Raw genomic sequence first — 24,703 nt, 5'->3', positions numbered from 1 at the left:
TTGCCGCACTTCGTGTTCACGTTCCGGAAATCCCGCGGCTCGCGTGTCGCCCGCCGATGGGGGAGACGCCAAAGGGCGATGAGATCGGATCGGATCGTCATCGGGCCTTGGCTCATGGTTCGAGCGTGATCGCCGCGCAAACGTTTAGCGTTGATCGCTTAGCTGGCCCGTCCGCCAACCCAGCCGACCCGATCCGTTTCGATCGCCCGCAGATAGTCCAGCATCAGGCGGCTGGTTGCCGACAGATGCGCGGTGTCGCGGACGACAATCTTCAGCTCGCGCCGTCCCCAATCGTCGCGCAGCGGGATCGCGCGAAGGCCCATGCCGGCGCCGACCACCTCGAAGGCGCGGTCGGGGATCAGCCCGAGCCCCATATTGGCCTGCACCATGCGGCAGACCGCATCGAAGCCGGGCACATTGATGCGCAGCCGCATCGCCTTGCCGGCTTGCGTCGCCGCATATTGCGAACGCAGATAGATCGAGCTCGCGGTGTGCAAGCCGATATGGTCGAAATCGAGCGTCTCGGTGAACAGCAATGTCTCGCGGCCAGCCAGCCGATGGTCGGCGCGCATCACCACCACCAGATTGTCGTAGCGATAATGGAAGGCCTCGAGCGCGCGGCTGTCGGCCTCGGCCGAGCAGATGCCGATCTCGGCCGCGCCCTCCTCGATGCCGCGCACCACCTGCCCGCTCGGCCGCTCCTGCAGATCGACGCGGAGCAATTCATGCGCGGCGAAGAAGGCGGAGAGATCCTCGGGCAGGTATTGCACGATCGCCGAGAGATTGGCGAGCATGCGGACATGGCCGCGCACGCCTTGCGAATATTCCGACAGCTCGACCGCGATCTTCTCGACATTGAGCAGCGTCACCCGGGCGTGGTGCAGCAGCGCCTCGCCCGCCGGCGTCAGCGCCATACCCTTGGCGAGCCGCTTGAACAGCGTAACGCCGAACGCCAGCTCGAAATCGTTCATCCGTTTCGACACCGCCGACGCCGCGATCCCCTCGCGCTGCGCGGCGCGGGTGAGGTTCTGCTCGTCGCAGACGGCGACGAACAGGCGAAGCGTTGTCAGGTCGACCCGGCGCGTCAGCGCGGTCTCCGCCGGCGTGGCGGCGCGCGGAAGGTCTGTCACGATGGAGGAGATCGGCATGGACGGCGTTCCCCGGGAAAGAACGCAGCGTAGCGCTGGAGATGGCGCGGAAGATTCCAAAGCAGTGCGGGATGGAGCGGAATATTGGTAAATGATTCCAACGGTAACCGGAATGATCTAATTTTATTCCAATCTGGCCAACTACCGCCGTCATTGCGAGGCGCGAAGCGACGAAGCAATCCATGTATCAGGAATCGGAGAGATGGATTGCTTCGCTACGCTCGCAATGACGGAGGACTCTCGCTCTAGATCTGCACGCCCGAACGAAAAACGCGGCGCCGGGGCGCCGCGTTTCAACCTGTCGGTCGACCGCGCTCGTCAGCCCGCGGCCTTGGCCGGTACGTCGCGCTGGCGCTTCATCACGATCTTGTTCAGCGCGCCGAGATAGGCCTTTGCGGAGGCGACCAGCGTGTCCGGATCGGCGGCGCGGGCGGTCATCGAGCGACCTTCATGGGCCAGACGCACCGAGACTTCGGCCTGCGCGTCGGTGCCTTCGGTCACCGCGTGCACCTGATAGAGTTCCAGCTTGGCCTCGTGCGGCACCAGGCGCTTGATGCAGTTGAAGACGGCGTCGACCGGGCCGTTGCCCTCGGCCTCCTCGATCTTGATCTGGCCATCGACATCGAGCTTCATGGTCGCGCGCTGCGGGCCATGGGTGCCGGCGATCACGGTCAGCGAGGTCAGCTTGATGCGGTCGTGCGCGGCCGCCATCTCCTGGTCAACCAGCGCCTCGATGTCCTCGTCGTAGATGTCCTTCTTGCGGTCGGCCAGCGCCTTCATCCGCGTAAAGGCATCCTCCAGCTGGTTGGCGCCGAGCTTGTAGCCCATCTCCTCCAGCTTGTGGATGAAGGCGTGGCGGCCGGAATGCTTGCCGAGCACCAGCGAGGACTGCTTCAGGCCGACCATCTCGGGCCGCATGATCTCGTAGGTCGAGGCGTCCTTCAGCACGCCGTCCTGATGGATGCCGCTCTCATGCGCGAACGCGTTACGGCCGACGATTGCCTTGTTGTACTGCACCGGGAACGAGGTGGCCGCGGACACCACCTTCGAGGCGCGGGTGAGCTGCGTGGTGTCGATCTTGTTCCAGAACGGAAACTTGTCGTTCCGCACATTGATCGCCATCACGATCTCTTCCAGCGCGGCATTGCCGGCGCGCTCGCCGATGCCGTTGACGGTGCACTCGACCTGCCGCGCGCCACCGACGACGCCGGCCAGCGAGTTCGCGACCGCCATGCCGAGGTCGTTGTGGCAGTGCACCGAGAAGATCGCCTTGTCGGAGTTCGGCACGCGCTCGATCAGCGTGCGCATGAAGTGGGTGTATTCCTCCGGCACCGTGTAGCCGACGGTGTCGGGGATGTTCACCGTGGTGGCACCGGCCTTGATCACCGCTTCGACGATCCGGCACAGATAGTCCATCTCGCTGCGGGTGCCGTCCTCGGCCGACCATTCGACGTCGTCGATCTGGTTGCGGGCGCGGGCGACCATCGCGACCGAGGTCTCGATGACCTCCTCGGGGGTCTTGTTCAACTTCACCCGCATATGCAGCGGCGAGGTCGCGATCACGGTGTGGACGCGGCCGCGGCGGGCGAACTTCACGGCTTCGGCGCAGCGGTCGATGTCGGCCGGATGGGCACGGGACAGGCCCGCGATCACCGCGTTCTTGGAGCGGCGGGCGATCTCGCTGACCGCCTGGAAATCGCCTTCCGAGGTGATCGGGAAGCCGGCCTCGATGACGTCGACGCCCATGTCGTCCAGCAGCTCGGCGACCTCGAGCTTCTCCTCGAAGGTCATGGTGGCGCCGGGGCACTGCTCGCCGTCGCGCAAGGTGGTGTCGAAAATGATGACGCGGTCCTTCTCGGACTTGTTCGCGGTGGCCATGTCAGAAATTCCTTTAAGCTTGGCGCCCGTCATGTTGCTCCCTGAGCAATTACCTGGGCGATATCAGGGTTCGGTGATCTCGTACAAACCCCTGAGTGCCCAGGCGCAAACGCCCAGCCGGCCCTCAGGGGCAGGTAAGAAGAAGGCCGCCAATAAGCAGGGTGGGCGCTGCGGCAGGGATCGTGGCGGTAGCCAGGGCCACCTCCCCCGAAATCCCATAAATTTGGCCGCGAATCAGCATTGCCAGACCCTGTTGAGCGCCAAAATTCTCGGGCAAAACCATTGACGGTTGGTTGCCGGGACGCGCTGTGCGCCGTCGTTCTAGACGATTATGGCAAGCTGCCGCAATGGGTAAAGATGGTCAGTTGGGTTGACCTATCGTTGCCGCATGGCTGGGGCGCGATCGCCCTCACCTGACTTCCGCCCGGGGCTCAGCTCGTTGCACCGCGGGTATCATCGCCCATGCTCCTCGCCGGACCACAGCCACGTGCCGCAGCATCCAGGTGTGAAGCCAACCAGCGAGGATCACGGACACGATCGTGATCACCAGACCGCCGATCAGGTCCGCGACGTAGTGACCGCCGACGATCGGCGTTGCCAGGATCATGCCCAGATTGACGAGCGTCATCGGGATGCGCAGCCAGCGGATGTTCCAGCTTGCCCAGATCAGGATCAGGGCTGCCGCGCAATGGAAGCTAGGAAACGCGATCAGTCCCTTGCCCTGGAAATTGCGCAGGCTTCTGAGGCTTCCTTCGCGAATCCGGATCAGCTCATCGATCCAGCCGTCGGACGACAGCGGCAAATTCCGGAACGAGGATATCTCGGTATCGCTGAGATGCAGATGGGTCCACGCCGTGGTGGCCGGAACCAGGGCAAAAATCCCAATCGTCAGCAGCAGTGATATGATCGCCGCCAGGATGAATTTCTCAAGCGTCTTGACATCCTTCTTGATGGCCAGCGCCAGGATCACAACATTTGGCAGATAAAAAATCGAGTTATAGAATTCGCTCACGATGCGGACCATCGTGTCCGAGCCCGCGAAGAACCCCGCATAAGCTCTCCAATCATATCCGATCAGCTGATCAGCACGCAGCAATTGGTCGTCGATCAAGGGACGGCCGACTGTCGCGGCGGCATAGGTCAACATCGTCGCGGCGATCGCAACCACCAGATTCTGCGACCAGCAGTTTATGAACAATTGGACGAATTGGATTCGCAGTCCCTTTGTCACGAGGTAGGCGCTGAGCAAGATCGCTGCCATCCCGCCATAGCCGGCCCAATTGACATCGACGTGCCGGAATCCGGACCAATGGAAGGCAGCAAAGCAACCAGCCAGGAACAGCAGGACAGGCGCCCATAGCACGCCCCTCAGTGCGTCATCGTTCGGGTTGTGACTGCCTGTCGCTAAATCTGTGGTTGCCATACCCCCATGTTGCGTCAATTCATTAAGATTGCCTTGCGAGCGGCCGGTACGCGCTGGGAATATCCGCATGCGACAAACATGGGACGCGGCGCCTACTTCTTTGCAGACGTCTTCTCGCCCGCCCCGCCCTTGCCTTCCGCCTCCAGCGCCGCGCGGACGCGCTTGAATTCGCTCAAGTCGGCCTTGTCGACTTCGGGGAATTTCAGGTCGAGCCCGTCGAGGGCGTTGACGATGGTCGAGCCGATCACGACGCGGGCGAACCATTTGTGGTCGGCCGGCACGATGTGCCAGGGCGCCTCTTTGGTTGCGGTGTGATGGATCATGTCCTGATAGGCGGCCTGATATTTGGCCCACAGCTTGCGCTCGGCGACGTCGGCCATCGAGAACTTCCAGTTCTTGGCCGGCTCCTCCAGCCGGTCGAGGAAACGCTGGCGCTGCTCCTCCTTGGAGACGTTGAGGAAGAATTTCAGGATCACGGTGCCGTTGCGCGACAGATAGCGCTCGATCGACGCAATGTCCTCGAAGCGTTCGCGCCAGATGTTCTTGGTCACCAGCTTCTTCGGGATCTTCTGCTTGTCGAGCACTTCCGGATGCACCCGCACCACCAGGCACTCCTCGTAATAGGAGCGGTTGAAGATGCCGATGCGGCCGCGCTCCGGCAGCGCGATCATGGCGCGCCACATGAAGTCGTGGTCGAGCTCCCTGGTCGAGGGCTGCTTGAAGGAGGAAACCTCGCAGCCCTGCGGATTGACGCCCTCGAACACGCTCTTGATCGCGGAATCCTTGCCGGCGGCATCCATGCCCTGGAAGATCAGCAGCAGCGACCAGCGGTCCTGGGCGTAGAGCTTCTCCTGGAAGTCGTTGAGCCGCTTGCGGTTGGCCTCGATGATCTTGCCGCCGGCGTCCTTGTCGATGCCGCCCTTCTCGGCGGTCGGATACGATTTGAGGTGAAATTCGCCCGACCCGTCGAAGCGGATCGGCGCGACGAAGGGCTTCAGTTCATCGGCGAGCGATGGGGACGGTTTGTTGCTCATGGCTTCTCGACGGCTTGCGTGGCGATTTGATCCGGTCGATCACGCTACCAAGAATGCCCTTGGGCAGGAAGATGATGAACAACACCAGCAGTACGCCATAGACCAGATTGTCCCAGCCGACCGCCTTGGTGCCGAAAGAGATGCGCAACACCTCGGCCAGCACGATGGTGATGACGGCGCCGACCGTCGGTCCGAGTGCGACATAGACGCCGCCGACGATCGCCGCGAACACCATCTGCAGGGAGACCGCGATGCCGCTCACCGTGTCGGGCGAGATGAACATCTGGTACTGGCAGTAGAGCGCGCCCGACAGCGCGGTCATCAGCGCGCTGATCAGGGTGATCTTGAGCTTCTCGGCGGTGACGTTGACGCCGGCCGCCGCGGCGGCATCCTCGTCTTCCGAGATCGCCTCCATGGCATGGCGGATCATGCTGCGATCGATCGCGCGCCAGATCACGAGGCCGGCGAGCCAGACCGCGAGCGCGATCAGATACCAGGTGGTCTTGTCGTCGAATTGCAGCGCGAGCAGCCCCTTGCCGCTCGGGGCGCGCTGCGGGGTGTAGCCGAGCGAGCCGCCGGTATAGTCGCGGGTCGCGGTGATGACCTGCAGCACGATGCCCGACAGCGCCAGCGTCACCAGTACGAAATAATGCCCGGTGATGCGGAAGCGGAAGCAGGGATAGGCGACGACGAGCGCGAGCACGCCGGCGGTTGCCATGCTGAGGGGAATGCCGATCCAGGGCGACACGCCGAGATGGTTCCACAGCAGCGCGGTGACATAGGCACCGATGCCCATGAAGCCGCCATGGCCGAGCGAGACCAGGCCGAAGCGCCCCATGATCGACCACGAGGTGTAGGCGAACGACCAGATCAGGATCAGCACCAGCACGTGCAGATGATAGGGATCGCGATGCACGAAGGGCACCGCGACGAGCGCGATCAGCGCGATGATCCAGCCGGCGGCTTGCCTGTTCACGAGCGCCTCGCCAGGAGGCCCGCGGGCCGGATGAACATCATGACGATGAAGAAGGCGAAGGCCAGCACGTAACCCCATTCCAGATCGGAGAACAGGCCGCCGAGCGAAATGATCTCGGCGAACACGAAGGCGGCGATGAAGCCGCCGATGAAATTGCCGAGCCCGCCGAGCACGCAGATCAGGAAGGTGATCGGCCCGAACGACAGGCCGACGAACGGATGCACGTCATATTGCAGCACCAGGAGGCACGCGGCGAGGCCGGCAAGCCCGCCGCCGATCGCCGAGGTGACGAGATAGATGCGCTTGGGATCGACGCCCATCAGCGGCATGATCTGGCGGTCCTGCGCGATGGCGCGGATCGCGGTGCCGGTGAAGGTGCGGGTCAGGAACAGATAGACGCCGATCATGCCGAGCAGCGCGGCAGCGAACGACAGCAATCGCGCGTAGCTGAAATTCATCTCGCCGAGCGCGAGCACCGGCAGGCGGATGCCGAGATTGCGGAAGTCGATGCCGAAGGCGACGGTGGCAAAGCTCTGCAGGATGAACAGCACGCCGCCGGTGGCGAGCAGCTGGTTGATCGGCGGCGCGGTCAGGAGCGGGGCGATCACGAAGAAATGCAGCGCGGCGCCGAGCAGCGCCACCAGCAGGATCACCAGCGGCGCGGCGGCCCAGTATGGCAGGCCGTAATACTGCACGAGATAGTACATGCCGTACATGCCGATCATCACGAGCTCGGCGTAGCAGATCCAGGTTACGTCGATGACGCCGAAGATCAGGTTGAGCCCGAGCGCAAGCAGCGCCAGCACGCCGCCGAGCAGGATGCCGTTGATGACGGCCTCCAGCAGGTAGATGTCGAAGATGTCGAGGAAGGGTTGCATGGTGGCTCTGCCTTAGACCGAGGCGTCACTCGCTCCCGTCATCCTGAGGAGCCGCGAAGCGGCGTCTCGAAGGATGTACGGCTCGGCTGGTGGCCGTCGATCCTTCGAGACGCGGCTAACGCCGCTCCTCCAGCGACAACGGCGTAGCCGTTGCGCGGGGATGACGGGAAACGGGGTGAGCACGCTTGCCAGATGTGATGTCATCATCCTCACACCCCCAAATACGCCTGCTTGATGGTGTCGCTGGCCGCGAGCTCCGCCGCTGACCCGGCGGCGCGGATGCTGCCGGCTTCCAGCAGATAGGCGCGGTCGACCACGCGCAGCACCTGCTGCACGTTCTGCTCGACGATCAGCACCGTCAGCCCGCTTGAGCGGATGCGCTTGACGAGCTCGAACACCTGCTGCACCACGACCGGCGCGAGGCCGGCGGACGGCTCGTCGAGCAGCAGCAGTTTCGGGTTCGACATCAGCGCACGGCCGATCGCGCACATCTGCTGCTCGCCGCCCGACATCGTGCCGGCCATCTGGTGCTGGCGCTCCTTCATGCGCGGAAACAGCTCGAACACGAACTCCAGCCGCTCGGCGTAATGCGCGCGGGCACCGGGCATGTAGGCGCCCATCTTCAGGTTGTCGGCGACGGTGAGCCGGGGAAACAACCGGCGATTTTCCGGCACATGCGCGATCCCGAGGCTGACGATGCGATGCGGGGGCGTCGCGACGACGTTGGCGCCTTCCATCGCGATCGTGCCCCTGATCGGGCGGATCAACCCGGAGATCACCCGCATCAGGGTGGTCTTGCCGGCGCCGTTCGGGCCGATCACGCCGACCGCCTCGCCCGCCTTGACGTCGAGACTGACGTCGAACAGCGCCTGGAAGCTGCCATAGCCCGCGTCGATCGATTTCAATTCCAGCATGCGCTCACGCCCCGATCCGGCGCCGCGCCTGGGCTGCGGCCGCGGCCGCGAGGCTCGCATCCGCATCGGTGCCGAGATAGACCTCGATCACTCTTGCGTCGCCGGCGACATCGGCCGGCAGGCCCTCGGCGATCTTCTCGCCGTGATCGAGCACCATCACGCGATCGACCACGCGCATCAATACGCCCATGATGTGCTCGACCCAGATGATGGTGATGCCGAGCTCGTCACGGATTCGGCGCAGCATGTCGGCGGCCTGGTCCATCTCGGCCTCGTCGAGGCCGCCAAGGCTCTCGTCCGCGAGCAACAGCTTCGGGCCGGTGGCGAGCGCCTTGGCGAGCTCGAGCTTCTTCAACCCGGCGGCGCCCAGGCCCTCGACGCTGCCGTGATGATCGGTCGGCAGCCCGACCATCGCGAGCGCCCGCTCGGCCGCCTCCTCGGCCTTGCCGCGGCTGTGGCGGCCTTGGCCGTAGAAGCCGGCGAGCACGACGTTCTCGAAGATACTGAGGCGATGGAACGGCCGCGGGATCTGGAAGGTACGGCCGATGCCACGGTTGATGATCCGGTGCGGGGCGAGCCCCGCGATCTCGTGGCCGTCGAACAGGATCGAGCCGGAGGTCGGGGGCAGCGTGCCCGAGAGCATGTTGAAGATCGTACTTTTGCCGGAGCCGTTCGGGCCGATCAGGCCGAGGATCTCGCCCTGCTCGACGCGGAATGACACGTTGTTGACGGCACGAAAGCCGCCAAACCGCTTGACCAGGCCTTCGACGGCGAGCACGGCAGTTCCCTTCGCGAGCGAGCTATTTGTAGCTGTAGGTGGTGCCGGCCGGCAGCGGCAGCTCGGTCTCGCGCTGCATCTGGCTCTTCGGCCACACTACATAGGATTTGTCGTCGATATATTGCAGCACCACTGGGAACGAGCGCGCGTTCTGCCCGGCATACTGCTCTCCCTCGCCGTAGAACTTCACGCCATAGCCGAGCATGGTGCCGCCCTCGGGTATGTCGGTGTCGAGCGCGGCCTTGCGCAGCGCATCCGGATCGACGCCGCCATACTTCTTGATCGCGCGTGGCAGCACGTCGTCGAGGAAGACATAGGCATTGGCCGCGCCGATGCCGACATGGGCGGAACGGATCGGCACGCCCGGCTTCATCCGGTCAAACTCCTCGCCGACCATCTTGATGACCGGCGGCAGCTTGGGATCCATGTTCTTCTGGTTGGCAAGCCAGATCGAGATCGGGTCGGTGTTGAAGAGATAGTTGGCGTCGGTGCCGAGCCCTTCCTTCAGCTTTTCGTAGACGCCGTAGCCCGCGCCATGGCCGACGATGGCGCCGAACTTCAATCCCTGCTCGCGGGCCTGGCGGAACAGCAGAGTAATGTCCGGATTGTAGCCGGTGTGGAAGATCACGTCGGGCTTGGCGCGCTTCAGCTTGGTGACCAGCGCCGACAGATCGGGCGCGGTCGCCGAATAACCCTCCTTGAGCACGATGTTGAAACCGGCCTTCTTGGCGCCGGCCTCATTGCCCTTGGAGACGTCGACGCCATAGGCGCCGTCCTCATGGATGATGGCGACGCGGAGGTCCTTCGGCTCCTTGCCGAACTTGGACATCGAGTATTGCGCGATGAAGTCGGTCGTCATCATGCCGTACTGGTTGCCGGCGGCCTGCGGACGGAACACGTATTTGTAGTTCTTGCCGTCGAACACGCCGGAGGAAATGCAGGTCGTGATCCACATGAACTTCTTCATCTGCTCGACCCGCGCCGACACCGGCACGCATTGCGCCGAGGAGAAGAAGCCCATCACCATGTCGACCTTTTCCTGCTCGAGCAGCCGGACGGCCTCGTTGATCGCGATATCGGGCTTGCTCTGCGCGTCGGCATAGACGGCCTCGACCTTGTAACCCTCGACGCCGGCCTTGGCGTAATGGTCGAGCATGATCTTGACGCCGGTGTATTGCAGCTCGGAGCCGCCGCCGGCCAGCGGGCCGGTCAAATCGAAGATCACGCCGATCTTGATCTTCTTGTCCTGCGCATGCGCTGCATTGGCCACACCAAGCGCCGCAAGCGCGACAGATAGACCCGCAAGCCAGCGGGCAGCCCTCCTGACCGGCATGAATCCCTCCCCAGAGATTGTGCACTGCATTTTTTGTTGTCGTGCCGCCCCCCCTATCACAGGGGGAGCGGCCGATGATGTCAAGCGCGATGGCTGCGTCCGCACCGCGCAGGCTTGCGCAAAGTTTCGGCGGAACGGTGCCGACGCGCGGTGCTCGGGCGTGCGCTTGGCGGCAGCAATTTATCCGCGGGGCCGTTCCATGCCGGCCCGTTTGATGGCCGTGAGCAAAATATCGCTGTCCGAGACAAGAAAATCGATCAGGCGCTTGGCTGCTTCCGGCGCTTGCGCGTCGCTGACGATCGCGGCCGTGAAGGTCTGGACCAGCTGGAGATCTGGCGGCAGCAGGCCGACAACTTCGATGCCGCTCTCCTGAACCAGTTCGCTGGTCGGGCCGATCGAGAGATTCGCCTTGCCTGCTCTCAGCGCTTCGGCCGCCTCGGTTCCGCGCGCCTCGAGGGTGAGCCTGACCGTGTCCGGCAAGTTCAACCTGGGGAAAACCTTGTCGCGGACGTACTGCCCGCTCGTGCTGCTCGGCGCCACCACCTCGCCGGCGTCGATCAAAGCCTGCCTGAGCGCGACATTATCGCCGATGTCCGGCCTGGAAGAGCCCGCCCGAACCGCCGCGGCCAAAGGTGCCGTCGCCAGTCCGGCTTCCGATCCCACACGAATTCGGCCATCTTCGATCAGACTTCGAAGTCCCTCACGCGAAAGGATAACCACGTCCGCTTTGGTGCCGTTCGCAAGCTGGTGCCTGATCGTCTTCGGACCGGTGCCCTCCGACGCGCCCGATCCGGTCTGCACCCTGATGCCCGTGCTTCGCTCGAATTCAGGCAGCACGTCGCGGTAGACCGCGGCGAATCCACCCGAAATGATGACCTTGATCGTGTTGGGGCCATCGGCCATTGCCGGTGTCGATGCAGCGGCAGCGGTGCCTTGCTCGGTCATTGCGCATCCTTTGCCTAGGCCGGCAGCTGCGTCTCGATGAACGCGGTGACGAAGCGCGGCATTGCGGGAGTGAGATCGGCGCGGCTGCGCACCAGATGGATGCCGGCAAGCTCGGGATTTGCCTGGCGCGCGAGATTGGCCTCGATCCGCGCCCGCAACGCGTCACCAGGCATATCGACGCACAGGATCTGCATCATCGCAAGCGCAGGCCCGGTGTAGATGCAGTGCCAGTCGGCGTCGCCGCGGCAATCCGACGGCAACAGTCCCGTCTCCTCCTCGAGTTCGCGCATCACGCTGCCGGCGATATCCACCGTCTCGCCCCTGATGTCGTCGAGGTCGGGCGTGCCGGACGGGAAGTAGATGCGTCCGGCATTCGCGGTCTGCTCGCCCATCACCCCGCACACGAAGGCGCCGTCGCTGGCGAGCAGCGCGCCCATGCCAAAACCGTTGAACACCTCGCTGTCCGGAAAGCCCCAGTCGCGCCAGGCGAGGAAGCTCGCGAAATCGGTCTCGAAATAGCGCGCGCTAAGCCGCTCGCCGGAAAAGACCGGATCGCGCCCGAGCAGGACGCGGCCGTTCCACAGGTTCGGGTTCAGCCGCTGCTGCTCGGCGAAATGCGCATCGATCTCGGCGCGCCGCTCGTCCGCAAACGGCCAAGGGCGCCGCTGCAAGGCAAGGTCGAGCGCGGTGACACGACAAATGAGCGGAGACTGCATGTCCGTACGCGTTTACTTTCCGCTTCCGGTGGTCTTCTTGGCCTGATCGACGAACTTGTTGGTGTAGGTCTTGGTGACGTCGATGCCGGCTTTGGCGACATCGGGCGAGCCCTCGCTGAACACCGCGAGCACGGCTTCCGCGCCCTTGGGGTCCATCTTGCCGGTCTCGGAATACATCGGGATCGTGTTCTTCAGGGCCGCGAGATACTGCGCCTTGTCCTTGCCGACGAGCTCGTCGGGCATCTTGGCCATGATGTCTTCGGCGCTGTGCGAATGGATCCAGGCCAGCGTCGCCATGATCGCATTGGTCAGCGCCTGCACCTCCTTCTCGTGGCCGTTGACCCAGGCTGCGGTCGAATACAGCGCGCCGCCGGGATATTCGCCACCGAAGACCGCAAGCGTGTCGTGCTGGGTGCGGGTGTCGCTGAGAATCTTGAGGTCCTTGTAGCTGCCCTGCAGCACGGTAACGGCAGGATCGAGCATCACGGCAGCATCGATCTGGCCCTGCTCCATCGCGGCCACCGCGGTGGCGCCGAGACCGACGCCGATCACGGCGGTGCCCGTAGGATCGAGGCCGTTCTTCTTGAGCAGATACTTCAAGAAGAAATCGGTCGAGGAGCCCGGCGCGCTGACGCCGACCTTTTTGCCGGCAAGATCCTTGATCGAGTTGATCTCGCCGGTGTGCTTCGGCGACACCACCAGCACGAGGCCGGGATAGCGGTCATAGACCACGAAGGCCTGCAGCTCCTGCTTCTTGGCCGCGAGATTGACGCAGTGGTCGAAATAGCCGGAGACGACGTCGGCGCTGCCGCCGAGCACGGCCTTGAGCGCATCCGAGCCGCCCTTGAGGTCGACCAGTTCGACCGCGAGCCCGGCCTTGTCGTATTCGCCGAGTTGCTTGGCCAGCACGGTGGGCAGATAGCACAGGCAAGCGCCGCCCCCGACCGCGATGGTGATCTTGCTTTGCGCCGCGGCAAGGCCCGTGGACAGGGTCAGCGCCAGCAGCATTCCGGCAAGCTTGCCAAGCAGTTTGTTCATGACGTCCTCCGTTCGACTGGCCGGCAAGATAGAGGAGCCGGCAGGCCTTGAGAAGGCGACTTTCCGACAGCTGGTCAAGCCTGCGGGGGCGGCATAGCATCGCGGATACAAGAAAACGCAGAAGAAGCGCCAAAACCATAAGCACCAAGAATACTTCAAGGGAAACATCAAGGGAGGTCTTCATGAATCGTATTGCAACCGCGCTGTCGATCGCTACCGCCTTTGCCGCGGGCTGTGGCATCACCCATTTGCTGCGGCCGGCGCTCGCCGCCGAAAACATCACGGCGCAGGTCATCCACACCGGCGAGATGGAGGGCGACAAGCTCGGCGACGCCAACAAGGTCGGCTTCCGTTCCAAGATGTTCGTCTCCGCCGACGGCGCCACCGTCTCTATCCAGGACGGCAATGTGCCGAAGCACATGCATCCCAACACCAACGAGATGCAGTTCGTCCTCGAAGGCACCGGCACGGTCTGGCTCGGCGACAAGGAAGTGACGGTGAAGCCGGGCGACCTGATCGTGATCCCGAAGGGCACGCCGCATGGCGGCACCAAGCCGAACGGCCGCGCCATCAAGGCCATCGCGATCAAGACGCCGCCGCAGGCGCCGGACGATACCAAGCTGCTGGATTGATTACGGCCTTCCTCAACGTCATTGCGAGCGAAGCAAATCCATCTCTCCGGATAGGCGGACCCATGGATCGCTTCGTCGCTCCGCTCCTCGCAATGACGAAAGTTGCGCGAGCGCCAGTGCCGGTTCCATGACATGACAATTGACAGATAATTCACTTGCTTCGCGTCCGGCCGGTCCATAATATGACGATCGTCATTTCAAAAAGGCTGCACCATGAGCCTCGACGATCACCCCACGGTCAGGACCGTGCGCGCGCGCAGCAGCGAACCGGTCCGCGACGTCCCGGTTTCATCGCAGCTGATCAAGGACATCGCGCGCAGATGCGGAGCCGACGATGTCGGCATCATCGAGTTCGAACGGACCGCCATCGCAGCGCAGCGGGACTTCATTCGCAAGGTCTATGGCCGGACGCGCTCCCTGCTCGCGATCGTCTGCCACATGAACCGCGAGCCGGTGCGCTCGCCCTCGCGCTCGGTCGCCAACGAGGAATTCCACAGCACCTACGATCACGTCAACGAAACTGCGCGTGCCATCGTTCGCGCGCTCGACGAGCACGGCATCCCGGCCTGCAACTCGGTTGCCGCGTTCCCGATGGAGATGGACCTGCCCAGGATCATGATGGTCCAGCACAAGCCGATCGCGGTGGAAGCCGGTCTCGGCCGCATGGGAATCCATCGCAGCGTCATCCACCCGAAATTCGGCAGCTTCGTCCTGCTCGGCACCATCCTGCTCGGATGCGAGGTCGACGCCCATGACCATCCGATCGACTACAATCCCTGCCTGGAGTGCAAATTGTGCGTCGCCGCCTGCCCGGTCGGCGCCATCAAGCCGGACGGCGGCTTCGACTTCCTGTCCTGCCACACCCACAACTATCACGACTTTCTCGGCAACTTCTCGCAATGGGTGGAGAAGGTCGCGGATGCAAAGGACGCAAGGGATTATCGTGCCCGCGTTCCCCGCACCGAGACGCTAAACATCTGGCAATCGTTGTCGTTCAAGCCGGGCTACAAGGCGGCCTACTGCATCTCGGCCTGCCCGGCCGGCGAAGACGTGATCGGGCCCTTCCTGCACGATCGCGACGGGCATTTCTCCGATGTGGTGCAGCCGCTGATCGACAAGGACGAGTACGTCTACGTGATCCCGGATACCGACGCCGAGGACACGGTGACGCGGCGCTTTCCGCACAAGAAGGTCCAGCATGTCACCTCGGGCCGCCATACCGGCAGCCTGCAGGCCTATATCTTTTCGCTCTCGCTCGGATTCCAGCGCGGCAGGGCCCGAGGTCTGGATTTCGTGACGCATCTGCGCTTCACCGGCACGAGCGCGCTGGACATGACCGTTGCGATCAAGGGCAAGGATCTCCAGGTGGTGCCGGGACGGCATGTCGGAGAGGCGGCTCTGACCATCACCGCCGATACCCAGGCCTGGCTGCGCGTGCAGAACCGCGACCTCGAACTGGCCGACGCGATTGCCGCGAAGCTGGTGAGCTACAGCGACGAAGCATTGTTCGCCGCCTACATGCGGTGCTTCCCGCTCTGAGCCGCAGCGTAGATGCGTAGGGTGGCTTACGCCTTCGGCTATCCCACCCTACGCATCCTACTGCGCTGCTTCTTACTGCGCGGAATCGACCAGCTGTTCGAGATCGGCAATCAACCCCGGCCCGGTCGGCTGCCATCCAAGCTTTCTGCGCGTCTGCTCGCTGGAAGCCGCCATGTCGTATGCCGCGAACGTGCCGAGCCAGCCAAAGAAGGCTTGCGCCTCTTGCGGGGCGATGGATTTGACCGGCAGCTTCAGCCGCCGTCCGATCGTTTCGGCAATATCGCGCATCGAGACCCCCTCTTCCGCGACGGCGTGATACCTTGCGTTCGGCTCAGCCTTTTCGATGGCCAGCCGGTAGAGGCGCGCCACGTCGAGAACATGCGCCGCCGGCCAGCGATTTTGCCCGTCGCCGAGATAGGCGCACACGCCCTTTTCGCGGTACACCACGATCAAGGGGGTGATGAGACCCTGCCTGACAGGATCGTGAACCTGGGGAAGACGCATGGCCGACGCGCGGACGCCGTTCAGCGACAGGGCCGTCTGTTCCGACACGCGGGGGAATGGGAAATCCGGCGATATCGTTTGGTCCTCAGTCGCGATCTCGCCGGGCTTGGCCAATCCCGCCAAGCCCCCGGTCACGATCAGCGGCCTGTCCGATCCGGCCAGAACAGAACCCAGCGCTTCGATGGCGCGGCGGTCGATCTCGCAGCTCTTCGCGAAATTGGACCAGTCGTGAACGAAGCCCAGGTGAATGACAGCATCCGACGCGCTCGCCCCCTTGCGTAAGCTATCAAGGTCCTCGAGCGAGCCGCGAAGAACCTCTGCGCCAATGGCAGAGATCGCGTTCGCCCCCTCGTCCGAACGGGCCACACCAAGAACCTGATGTCCGGCGGCGATCAGGTCCTTGACGACGGGAGTGCCGATGAATCCGGTGGCACCAGTGACGAACACACGCATGAGGAAGTCTCCAGGTTTCGTTGGAGACAAATCTGGCCCTGCGCGCTATCCTGTTAAAGTAGTGACCTTATCATGGTATAATAGCTAACAGGATGAGCGAACCGCTCGCCCAAGAGAACCTGCTCGGCGCCTACCTGAAGGACCGCCGCAGCAAGCTCGATCCGGCCGTGTTCGGCTTTCCGCCGGAGCGGCGGCGCACGCCGGGCCTGCGCCGCGAAGAGGTGGCGCAGCGCGCCAACATCAGCGCGACCTGGTACACCTGGCTCGAACAGGGCCGCGGCGGCGCGCCCTCGGCCGATGTGCTCGACCGCATTGCGCGTGCGCTGATGCTGACCGATGTCGAGCGCGAGCATCTGTTCCTGCTCGGCCTCGGCCGCACGCCCGAGGTGCGCTACCAGAAGAGCGAAGGCGTCACCCCCCGGCTGCAGCGCGTGCTCGACGCGCTGGAGCCACGCCCCGCCGTGATACGCACCGCGACCTGGGATATCGTCGCCTGGAACCGGGCCGCGACCGTGATGCTGACGGACTACGGCTCCCTGCCGCCGCGCGAACGCAACGTGCTGCGCTTCATGTTCCTCGATCCGCGCGTCCGCGCAGCACAACATGACTGGGCCAGCGTGGCGCGCTTCGTGGTCGGCGCCTTCAGGGTGGACGCGGCACGTGCCGGTGCCGCAGCCGAGGTGCAGCCGTTCGTCGACGAGCTCTGCCGGCTCAGTCCGGAATTCGCGGCGCTGTGGCGCGACAACGACGTGCGAACACACGGCGAAGGCGTCAAGCAGCTTCGGCATCCGATCCTGGGCCCGGTCAAGTTCGAATATTCGGCGTTCGCGGTCGACGGCCGGCCCGACCTCAGCATGATCGTCTACAATCCGATCGACCCCGAGGTGACGGAGAAGATTCGCAGGTTGATGAACGCCGCACCGGCGAAATGAACGGACATGATCGTCGGCGCCGTTCACGTAGCGAAACGCGAATTGAAGCGCTCCTTTGATACAACCTATGGTATAGTGCGCCACCACCGAGCCAACGGTGGATGGGAGAAGATAGCCATGAAAGCCTCGTCACTTTGCGTCGCAGGCCTAGCTGTCGCGATCTTTTCGATTGCATCTGCGAATGCTGAGAACAGGCGCAAACTCATCACGCAGGCCGCCGCGGAAACACACCCGTCTGGTTGCTCCGTCACCAGCAGTTGGCCCAATCCGGCGCCGGTGCCGTGCGCGCCACGTCTCGTCCAACGTTTCCACAGTTACAACGAATGCCGGGAATTCCTGCTCAAGTTAGGCCACGATAGCTGGGGCACCTCATGGTGGTGCACCAGTCAAGGATACAAGACCTGATGCTTTCGCGTCGCGAATGCGGAGAGGCCACCAACGCTGGCGGCCTCTTTCGTTCGGGACGCGGCAAGCTTGTGCCCTAGTCCCGCGTCACCGGCGTTGGCCGCCACACCAGCAGCCGATTCTCGACCATCGTCACGCCCATGTCGATCAGGATGACGAAGGCGGACAGCACGAACATGCCCGCGAACACGCCGGCGACGTCGAAGACGCCCTCGGCCTGCTGGATCAGGTAGCCGAGGCCGGCTGCGGAGCCGAGATATTCGCCGACCACCGCGCCGACCACCGCGAAGCCGACCGAGGTGTGCAGCGAGGAGAACATCCAGGACAGCGCCGACGGCCAGTAGACGTGGCGCATCAGCTGCCGCTCGTTCATGCCGAGCATGCGGCCATTGTCGAGCACCGTGGTCGGTACTTCCTTGACGCCCTGGTAGACGTTGAAGAACACGATGAAGAACACCAGGGTCACGCCGAGCGCGACCTTGGACCAGACGCCGAGCCCGAACCACAGCGCGAAGATCGGCGCCAGAACCACGCGCGGCAGCGCATTGACCATTTTCACATAGGGATCGAACACCGCGGCGACGCGCGGCTGGCGCGCGAACCAGAAGCCGACCAGAATGCCGCCGGCCGAGCCGATCACGAAGGCGAGGATGGATTCCCACAACGTGATCGCGAGATGCTTCCAGATCACCCCGGTCGAGAACCATTTCACGATCTGGCTGAAGACGTCGACCGGATTGGAGAAGAAGAACGGCGGCAGCAGCACCTTGCCGAACACCGGCACGGTGGAAAAGACCTGCCACAGCGCCAGCGTGACGACGGCGACCAGAACCTGCAAGGACAGCAGCGTGACGCGCGACATCAGGCAGCTCCCGCCTGCGTCGACTGGACATAGCCCTTCATCACCTCGTCCTTCAGCACACCCCAGATCTCGCGGTGCAGGGCATGGAAATCCTTCTCCATCCGGATCTCGGCGATGTCGCGGGGCCGCGGCAGCGTGATGCGCCAGTCGCCGATGATGCGCGCGGAAGGACCGGCCGACATGATCACGACGCGATCGGCCAGCGCGATCGCTTCCTCGAGATCGTGGGTGACGAACAGCACCGCCTTGCGGTCAGCGCTCCACAATTCCAGCAGCAGATTGCCCATGATCTGCCGGGTCTGGGCGTCCAGCGGACCGAACGGCTCGTCCATCAGGAGGATCTTCGGATCGCGGATCAGGACCTGCGCCAGCGCGACGCGCTTGCGCTGGCCGCCCGAGAGCATGTGCGGATAGCGATTGGCGAAGGCGCCGAGCCCGACCGAGGTCAGCCATTTCTGCGCGCGCGCGAGCGCCTCGGCGCGCGGCGTGCCTGATATCTCGAGCCCGATCGCGACATTGTCGATCGCGGTCTTCCAGGGGAACAGTGCATCGGCCTGGAACAGGTAGCCGGCATCACGGTTGAGGCCGCTCAGCGGCTTGTCGAAGATCCTTGCCGTTCCGGCCGCGGGCTTGAGCAGCCCGGCCGTGACATTAAGTAGCGTCGATTTCCCGCATCCAGTCGGTCCGACAATGGCGACGAACTCGCCATGATCAACCGAAAGATTGGCCTGTTCGACCGCGGTATAGACGCGTCCATCCGCCAACCGAAACGCCACCGTCGCACTGTCAAGCGCGACCGCCGTCGGCTCCGTCATCGCCACGCATCCCTCCCGAACTTTCCGAGATGGCTTAGCGGTTCGGGCGGGCAAGTCAACGCAGGAAGATGGCCTAGCAAACAAGGCTGTGGTCACGCGATTTTCAGACAGGCCAGGGTTGCTCAATTGCGCAACCGGGTTGCGCATTGCGCCGACATCGTCGAGGCTGCGGGCCAAAGCGACGGACAAGGAGACAATCATGCGGATCGCAGTGGTGGGCGCCGGAGGCGTCGGGGGCGGCTTTGGTGCGGCGCTCGCGCATGCCGGCGCGGACGTCACCTTTATCGCGCGCGGCGCTCATTTGGCCGCCATGCGCAGCGAGGGGCTGAAGGTTCAGGGCGGCCGCGGCGAAACCCATCTGGTCCCGACCCAGGCGACCGACGATCCGGCAAGCGTCGGCCCCGTCGATATCGTGCTGTTCTGCGTCAAGCTGTGGGACGTCGAGAGCGCCGGCCAACACATCAGGCCGATGGTCGGCCCCGACACCGCGGTGATCCCGCTGCAGAACGGCATCGACGCGCCCGACAGGCTGGTCCCGATCCTGGGACGCAACGCCGTGATGGGCGGCGTGGCGCAGATCTCGGCCTCGATCATCAAGCCTGGCGTCATCAACCAGGTCGGCACCTTCATGCGCATGATCTTCGGTGAGCTCGACGGCCGCATCACGCCGCGCGGCAAGGCGCTGCTCGATCTCTGCCTGAAGGCCGGCTTCGACGCGACCTTGAGCGAGCAGATCAACACCGAGCTCTGGATGAAGTTCGTCGGCCTCGCCACCAATGCCGGCATGACCGCGGTCACGCGGCTGCCGATCGGCAAGCTGCGCGACGATCCCGATTTGCGCCCGCTCTTCGTATCGGCTTGCGAGGAGATCATCACCGTCGCGCACGCCAACGGCATCAAGCTGCCGCCGGATGCGCTGACGAAAGTGCTCGACTTTATCGGACACGCGCCACTTGCGATGAAGGCCTCGATGGCGCTCGATCTCGAGCGTGGCAACCGGCTCGAACTGCCGTGGCTGAACGGCAAGGTGGTGGAGCTCGGCCGCAAGCTCGGCGTCCCGACGCCGACGCACGACATGCTCTATGCGGTGTTGAAGCCCTATGCGATGGGCGCGCCGTCCTGATAGCCCAGCAGAACCGAAATCTGCCGCCCGGCCTCGCGCACCAGCTTTGAATATTCCAATAGCTTCCGCTCGTCGATGCGCGCGCTCGGTCCGTAGAGGCCGACCGAACCGACCACCTCGCCGCGGTGATCGAAACACGGCGCGGAGACAGCGACCGCGCCGGCGAAGATCTCGCCATGGCTGGTCGCATAGCCGTTGCGCCGCGCAAAGCTCAGCGCGTCCTCGAGCCGCGCACGGTCCGCGCTCTTTGCAATGCTGGCAAGAAGCGCGGCTTGCCGCTTCGGGTCCATGAAGGCCAGCATCGCCTTGCCGGTCGATCCCTGGATCAGGCTCAGACTGTGGCCGACGCCGCGGCTGATCGAGAGCACGTGACGACTCTCGCATTCGAGGATGCAGATGCCGCGATCGTCCTGCTCGCGGAACAACGCTGCGGTCTCGCCGGTCGCCTCGCGCAGGCCTTCGACGACCGGGCGGGCGATCGCGACCACCTCGAGACCGTTTAGCCAGACATGGGCCAGCTTCATCACGCCGTGCGACAACCGGAAACGCTGTGGGTCGCCTTCGGCCTGGATCAGGTCGCGCTGCGCCAGCGTCTGTAGCAGGCGATAGAGCGTCGGCCGGCTCAGCCTGACCCGCTTCTGGATCTCGATCACGCTCATCGCCGGCTGATCCGGCGTGAAGCATTGCAGAATCGCGATGGCGCGGTCGACCGCCCGCACGCCTGACGCCCCCTGCTCCGCGTCGTGAACTTCCGCCCTCGGTTTCTTTGCCATCCGTCCACATCCGCAAATTCGGCAGGGCGCGCTGCATCCAGCGCGCTTGACCAATCGGCCCGCGCGGATACGATGGCAAATTATGAGAATAATGTCCACTAGATGGACATGTGAAAATCGACGGGAGGATTGGAATTGCTGGAGACAAACGCCTCGCGCAGACGGGCCGCCGCCGCGATCGCCACCCTGATGCTCTCGACGCCGCTGGCGTACGCCGCACCCGACGGCTCAGGCATCTCGGACGGCGTGGTGCGGATTGCGGTGCTGGGTGACTACGGCAGCGGCCGCGATCTCGGCGGGCCGGGCTCGGTGACCGCGGCCAAGCTTGCCGCTGAGGATTTTCACAACAAGGTGTTGGGCAAGCCGATCGAGATCATCTCGGCGGATCACCAGAACAAGCCCGACGTCGCGGTCGGGATCGCGCGGCAATGGTTCGACGTCGAGCATGTCGACGCGGTGACCGATCTCGCCGTGAGTTCGGTCGGACTCGCGGTCGCCGGCCTTGCGACGCAGAGCAACCGCACCGCGCTGGTCTCGGGCGCCGCGACGTCCGATTTGACCGGCGACAAATGCTCGCCCGTCGTCACGCATTGGGCAGACGACACCTACGCACTGTCGGCCGGCCTGGTCGGCGAGCTGAGCCGCCGCGTCGGCAAGGAATGGTTCTTTGTCGCGGTCGACTATTCGTTCGGCAGCGCGATGGTGAAGGACGCCTCGCGCGCCGTCACCGATGCCGGCGGCAATGTGCTCGGCGCGGTGCGCTATCCCTTCAACACCACCGACTTCTCATCCTTTTTGCTGGCCGCGCAGAGCTCCGGCGCCAAGGTGGTGGCGCTGGCCGGAACCGGTGCCGACACCGTCAACGCGGTCAAGCAGACCCACGAATTCGGCCTGCAACACGGCGGGCAGACCATCGTCGGCATGCTGACCTTCATCTCCGACGTCCATTCGATCGGCCTGCGCGACGCGCAGGGCATGTACATCGCGTCCCAATATTACTGGGATGACGACGACGGCACCCGCGCCTTCGCCAAGCGCTTCATCGAGATCGAGAAGCGCGAGCCGACCAAATTGCAGGCCGCGACCTACGCCGCCGTGCGCCATTATCTGAAGGCGATCGAGGCCGGCGGCAGCGACGAGGCCAAGGCGGTCAATGCCGAGATGCGCAAGCTGCCGGTCGATTTCTTCGGCCGCCCCGCGCACATCCGCAAAGACGGCCGCGTCGTCTACGACCTCTCGCTCTACCGCGTGAAGAAGCCGGACGAGAGCAAATATCCCTGGGACTACTACCAGAAGATCGCGGCCATCCCCGGCGACAAGGCGTTCCGCCCCGAGGGAACGGGCGGCTGCAAGCTCGACAAGTAGGACGCACCATTATCGCCGCGACGCGCGGTCGCGCATGCAAGATCAAGGAGGAGCCGATGCCGCTTCGCAACGATTTCGATCAGCTTGTTGACGTCAAGGGTGGCTTCATCAGCCGCGAGATCTTCGTGGACGCCGATATCTATCGGCAGGAGCTCGACAAGGTCTTCACCCGTGCCTGGCTGCTGGTCGGGCACGAAAGCCTGGTGCCCAATCCCGGCGATTTCTACACCTCGCGGATGGGCGAGGAATCCGTGATCCTCTGCCGCGACAAGAAGGGCGAGATCCACGTCTTTCTGAATTCGTGCCGGCACCGCGGCATGAAGGTGTGCCGCTACGAGCAGGGCAACACGTCGCTGTTCACCTGCCCCTATCACAGCTGGACCTACACCACCGACGGCAAGCTGCAGGGCGTTCCGCTGCACCGGACGCTGTACGACGGGGTGCTCGACCGCGAGGCCAACTCGCTGGTCTCGGTGGCGAAGCTCTGCAACTACAAGGGCTCGATCTGGGCGACCTGGGACAAGGATGCGCCCGACTTCATCACCTATCTCGGCGATGCCAAGATCCATCTCGACCAGGCGCTCGACTGCCGCGACGGCCGCGAGGGCGGCTCCGAGGTGATCGGCGTCCACAAATGGGTGTTCCCCGCCAACTGGAAATTCGCCGCCGAGAATTTCCTCGGCGACACCTATCACAATCCGAGCCATCGCTCGGTTGACCTGATCGGCATCGGCCCGAGCGCTGCCGCCGGCAAGAAGGGCCGCCGCGACGACGAGCTGGAGAAGGCGCAGCACGTCTGGATCAGCTTTCCGGAAGGCCATGGCGTGCACAGCGCGATCCAGCCGGAGGCCAATGAATACATCGAGTCCTTCCTCGACAACCCGATCCTCGAAAAATACTTCCGGCACTGTTTCGAGGAACGCAAGCGGCGGCTCGGCGAAGGGGCGCGGCTGCTGCCGTTCGTCGGCACGATCTTCCCCAACACCTCCTATCACGGCCGTCAGCCGCGCGGACTTTGCGCCTGGCATCCGCACAGCCCGACCTCGACCGAAGGCTGGCGCTTTTTCCTGGTCGACAAGGATGCGCCGAAGGAAGCCAAGGAATATCTGCGCCGGTACTACATGCGCTACTCCGGCCCTGCCGGCATGACCGAACAGGACGACATGGAGAACTGGCTCTATGCCACCGCGGCGAGCACCGGCACGGTCGCGCGGCGCTATCCCTTCAACTATCAGCAGTCGATGGGCGCCTACGTCACCGATCATCCGCTCGGCGGCGATGTCTCGACGCAAGTCACCGAGCAGATCGCGCGCGGCTTCTATCGCCGCTGGACCACCTACATGCAGGGCGGCGACTGGCACGAGTTGCTCGGATCACCCGCTGGCAACCGGCAGGCCGCAGAATGACCGCGCCCGCAAAAACCGTCCTCGTCAGCGGGGGCACCTTCGGCATCGGCCGCGCGATCACGCTCGGCCTTGCGCGGCGCGGCCACGCGGTGGTCGCCTTCGGTCTCGAGGCGGCGCAGGTCTCGAGTACCGCGCAGAACGCCATTCCGGCCCTGCGCGAAGAGCTTGATCGCGAAGGGCTCTCCGCCGAATTGATGGAAGCCGATGTGTCGCAGGCCGGCGATGTCGCCGAGGTGGTCGCGCACGCGATGGCGCGGTTCGGGCGCATCGACGGCGTCGTCAACAACGCCGCGATCGGCCCGCTCGGCACGGTGCTCGACACCGACGAGGCGCTGTTCGACCGGATCATCGCCGTCAATCTGAAGGGACCGTATCTGACCAGCCGCGCCGCGATCCCGCACATGATCGCGCAAGGCGGCGGCTCGATCGTCAACATCGGATCCGGCGCCGGCTGGGGCAAGCCGAACATGGCGGTCTACAGCGCGAGCAAGGGCGGCGTTGTCGCGCTGAGCGCAGCGATGGCCTACGACCTCTTCCACCAGCGCATTCGCGTCAACACCGTGATTCCCGGCGGCGGCGGCATCGTCAGCGGCATGAGCCTCGGTCGTGTCGGCGGCGATGCGGCGCGTTTCGGCAAGGGCGCGCCGGGCACCGCCGCGGGCCGCGTCGCCGCCGGTGACGACATCGCCAATGTGGTCGCCTTCCTGCTGTCGCCGGAAGCCGAAACGCTGTCCGGCACCGTGATCGATGTCGGCTGCTTCGCCCAGCAGGGCGGACCGATTCCGCCCAAGCCGGCGCTCTGACAACCCCTGCGATACCTGATGAGGAGATAG

General features: G+C 64.3%; 23 protein-coding genes. 7 read left to right on the top strand and 16 right to left on the bottom strand.

Annotated elements, in window-relative coordinates:
• Positions 1 to 158 precede the first annotated feature (158 nt).
• The 12 genes from I6F38_RS27895 to I6F38_RS27840 form a co-directional block, all read right to left on the bottom strand.
• On the bottom strand, positions 159 to 1,148 hold the full coding sequence (locus tag I6F38_RS27895) for a LysR substrate-binding domain-containing protein (protein WP_225162602.1): 990 nt from the start codon (positions 1,146 to 1,148) through the stop codon (positions 159 to 161).
• A 318-nt stretch (positions 1,149 to 1,466) separates the two neighbouring features.
• Positions 1,467 to 3,026 carry a 2-isopropylmalate synthase gene (locus I6F38_RS27890; protein ID WP_069277921.1) on the bottom strand — a complete coding sequence of 520 codons (1,560 nt, stop codon included), beginning with the start codon at positions 3,024 to 3,026 and terminating at the stop codon, positions 1,467 to 1,469.
• 409 nt (positions 3,027 to 3,435) lie between these two features.
• Entirely contained in the window at positions 3,436 to 4,449 is a 1,014-nt protein-coding gene (locus I6F38_RS27885) for a phosphatase PAP2 family protein (protein WP_225162601.1), read from the bottom strand.
• 92 nt (positions 4,450 to 4,541) lie between these two features.
• Complete coding sequence (locus I6F38_RS27880; protein ID WP_225162600.1) at positions 4,542 to 5,483, bottom strand: polyphosphate kinase 2 family protein; 942 nt, start codon at positions 5,481 to 5,483, stop codon at positions 4,542 to 4,544.
• Positions 5,449 to 6,459 carry a branched-chain amino acid ABC transporter permease gene (locus I6F38_RS27875; protein ID WP_225162599.1) on the bottom strand — a complete coding sequence of 337 codons (1,011 nt, stop codon included), beginning with the start codon at positions 6,457 to 6,459 and terminating at the stop codon, positions 5,449 to 5,451. Before I6F38_RS27875 ends, I6F38_RS27880 begins: the two co-directional genes overlap by 35 nt.
• Complete coding sequence (locus tag I6F38_RS27870; RefSeq protein ID WP_225162598.1) at positions 6,456 to 7,337, bottom strand: branched-chain amino acid ABC transporter permease; 882 nt, start codon at positions 7,335 to 7,337, stop codon at positions 6,456 to 6,458. The genes I6F38_RS27875 and I6F38_RS27870 overlap by 4 nt, the downstream gene beginning before the upstream one ends.
• 209 nt (positions 7,338 to 7,546) lie before the next feature.
• A complete protein-coding gene (locus I6F38_RS27865) occupies positions 7,547 to 8,251 on the bottom strand; it encodes an ABC transporter ATP-binding protein (protein ID WP_225162597.1) in 705 nt (234 codons plus the stop codon).
• Between the two features lie 4 nt (positions 8,252 to 8,255).
• Positions 8,256 to 9,029 (bottom strand): ABC transporter ATP-binding protein, encoded by a 774-nt coding sequence (locus tag I6F38_RS27860; protein ID WP_225162596.1) that lies wholly within the window; start codon positions 9,027 to 9,029, stop codon positions 8,256 to 8,258.
• Between the two features lie 22 nt (positions 9,030 to 9,051).
• A complete protein-coding gene (locus I6F38_RS27855) occupies positions 9,052 to 10,362 on the bottom strand; it encodes an ABC transporter substrate-binding protein (protein WP_225162595.1) in 1,311 nt (436 codons plus the stop codon).
• Positions 10,363 to 10,542: 180 nt separating this feature from the next.
• Positions 10,543 to 11,307, bottom strand: coding sequence for a substrate-binding domain-containing protein (locus I6F38_RS27850; protein WP_225162594.1), 765 nt, complete (start codon positions 11,305 to 11,307; stop codon positions 10,543 to 10,545).
• A gap of 14 nt (positions 11,308 to 11,321) precedes the next feature.
• Complete coding sequence (locus tag I6F38_RS27845; protein ID WP_225162593.1) at positions 11,322 to 12,023, bottom strand: NUDIX hydrolase; 702 nt, start codon at positions 12,021 to 12,023, stop codon at positions 11,322 to 11,324.
• A 12-nt stretch (positions 12,024 to 12,035) separates the two neighbouring features.
• Positions 12,036 to 13,061 (bottom strand): ABC transporter substrate-binding protein, encoded by a 1,026-nt coding sequence (locus I6F38_RS27840; RefSeq protein WP_225162592.1) that lies wholly within the window; start codon positions 13,059 to 13,061, stop codon positions 12,036 to 12,038.
• Positions 13,062 to 13,243: 182 nt separating this feature from the next.
• Between I6F38_RS27840 and I6F38_RS27835 the strand changes: the two genes are divergently transcribed.
• Both I6F38_RS27835 and I6F38_RS27830 read left to right on the top strand, forming a co-directional pair.
• On the top strand, positions 13,244 to 13,693 hold the full coding sequence (locus I6F38_RS27835; protein WP_225162591.1) for a cupin domain-containing protein: 450 nt from the start codon (positions 13,244 to 13,246) through the stop codon (positions 13,691 to 13,693).
• A gap of 213 nt (positions 13,694 to 13,906) precedes the next feature.
• A complete protein-coding gene (locus I6F38_RS27830) occupies positions 13,907 to 15,232 on the top strand; it encodes a 4Fe-4S binding protein (RefSeq protein ID WP_225162590.1) in 1,326 nt (441 codons plus the stop codon).
• Positions 15,233 to 15,304: 72 nt separating this feature from the next.
• Here I6F38_RS27830 and I6F38_RS27825 read toward each other — a convergent pair whose 3' ends face one another.
• On the bottom strand, positions 15,305 to 16,189 hold the full coding sequence (locus I6F38_RS27825) for an SDR family oxidoreductase (RefSeq protein ID WP_225162589.1): 885 nt from the start codon (positions 16,187 to 16,189) through the stop codon (positions 15,305 to 15,307).
• Positions 16,190 to 16,281: 92 nt separating this feature from the next.
• Between I6F38_RS27825 and I6F38_RS27820 the strand changes: the two genes are divergently transcribed.
• A complete protein-coding gene (locus I6F38_RS27820) occupies positions 16,282 to 17,121 on the top strand; it encodes a helix-turn-helix transcriptional regulator (protein WP_225162588.1) in 840 nt (279 codons plus the stop codon).
• A 481-nt stretch (positions 17,122 to 17,602) separates the two neighbouring features.
• On the opposite strand, the gene I6F38_RS27815 is transcribed toward I6F38_RS27820, so the two are convergent.
• Together I6F38_RS27815 and I6F38_RS27810 are read right to left on the bottom strand one after the other, a co-directional pair.
• The gene (locus I6F38_RS27815) at positions 17,603 to 18,388 is read right to left on the bottom strand and encodes an ABC transporter permease (RefSeq protein WP_225162587.1); all 786 of its coding nucleotides are present in this window, start codon (positions 18,386 to 18,388) and stop codon (positions 17,603 to 17,605) included.
• Positions 18,388 to 19,203 (bottom strand): ABC transporter ATP-binding protein, encoded by an 816-nt coding sequence (locus I6F38_RS27810; RefSeq protein ID WP_225162586.1) that lies wholly within the window; start codon positions 19,201 to 19,203, stop codon positions 18,388 to 18,390. The genes I6F38_RS27815 and I6F38_RS27810 overlap by 1 nt, the downstream gene beginning before the upstream one ends.
• A 199-nt stretch (positions 19,204 to 19,402) precedes the next feature.
• Between I6F38_RS27810 and I6F38_RS27805 the strand changes: the two genes are divergently transcribed.
• Positions 19,403 to 20,326: a 2-dehydropantoate 2-reductase gene (locus tag I6F38_RS27805; RefSeq protein WP_225162585.1), complete on the top strand. Its 924-nt coding sequence runs from the start codon at positions 19,403 to 19,405 to the stop codon at positions 20,324 to 20,326.
• On the opposite strand, the gene I6F38_RS27800 is transcribed toward I6F38_RS27805, so the two are convergent.
• Entirely contained in the window at positions 20,302 to 21,099 is a 798-nt protein-coding gene (locus I6F38_RS27800; protein ID WP_225162584.1) for an IclR family transcriptional regulator, read from the bottom strand. The genes I6F38_RS27805 and I6F38_RS27800 overlap by 25 nt on opposite strands.
• A gap of 135 nt (positions 21,100 to 21,234) precedes the next feature.
• Here I6F38_RS27800 and I6F38_RS27795 point away from each other — a divergent pair, with 135 nt between their 5' ends.
• From I6F38_RS27795 to I6F38_RS27785, 3 genes are read left to right on the top strand one after another with little or no spacing between them, the layout of a single operon-like run.
• Positions 21,235 to 22,464 carry an ABC transporter substrate-binding protein gene (locus I6F38_RS27795; RefSeq protein WP_225162583.1) on the top strand — a complete coding sequence of 410 codons (1,230 nt, stop codon included), beginning with the start codon at positions 21,235 to 21,237 and terminating at the stop codon, positions 22,462 to 22,464.
• 56 nt (positions 22,465 to 22,520) lie between these two features.
• On the top strand, positions 22,521 to 23,870 hold the full coding sequence (locus I6F38_RS27790; protein WP_225162582.1) for an aromatic ring-hydroxylating dioxygenase subunit alpha: 1,350 nt from the start codon (positions 22,521 to 22,523) through the stop codon (positions 23,868 to 23,870).
• Positions 23,867 to 24,673 carry an SDR family oxidoreductase gene (locus I6F38_RS27785; protein ID WP_225162581.1) on the top strand — a complete coding sequence of 269 codons (807 nt, stop codon included), beginning with the start codon at positions 23,867 to 23,869 and terminating at the stop codon, positions 24,671 to 24,673. The genes I6F38_RS27790 and I6F38_RS27785 overlap by 4 nt, the downstream gene beginning before the upstream one ends.
• Positions 24,674 to 24,703 lie beyond the last annotated feature (30 nt).

The organism is Bradyrhizobium sp. BRP56 (assembly GCF_020194035.1).
Classification (GTDB): Bacteria; Pseudomonadota; Alphaproteobacteria; order Rhizobiales; family Xanthobacteraceae; genus Bradyrhizobium; species Bradyrhizobium australafricanum.
This window is presented reverse-complemented; position numbering and strand designations above follow the sequence as displayed.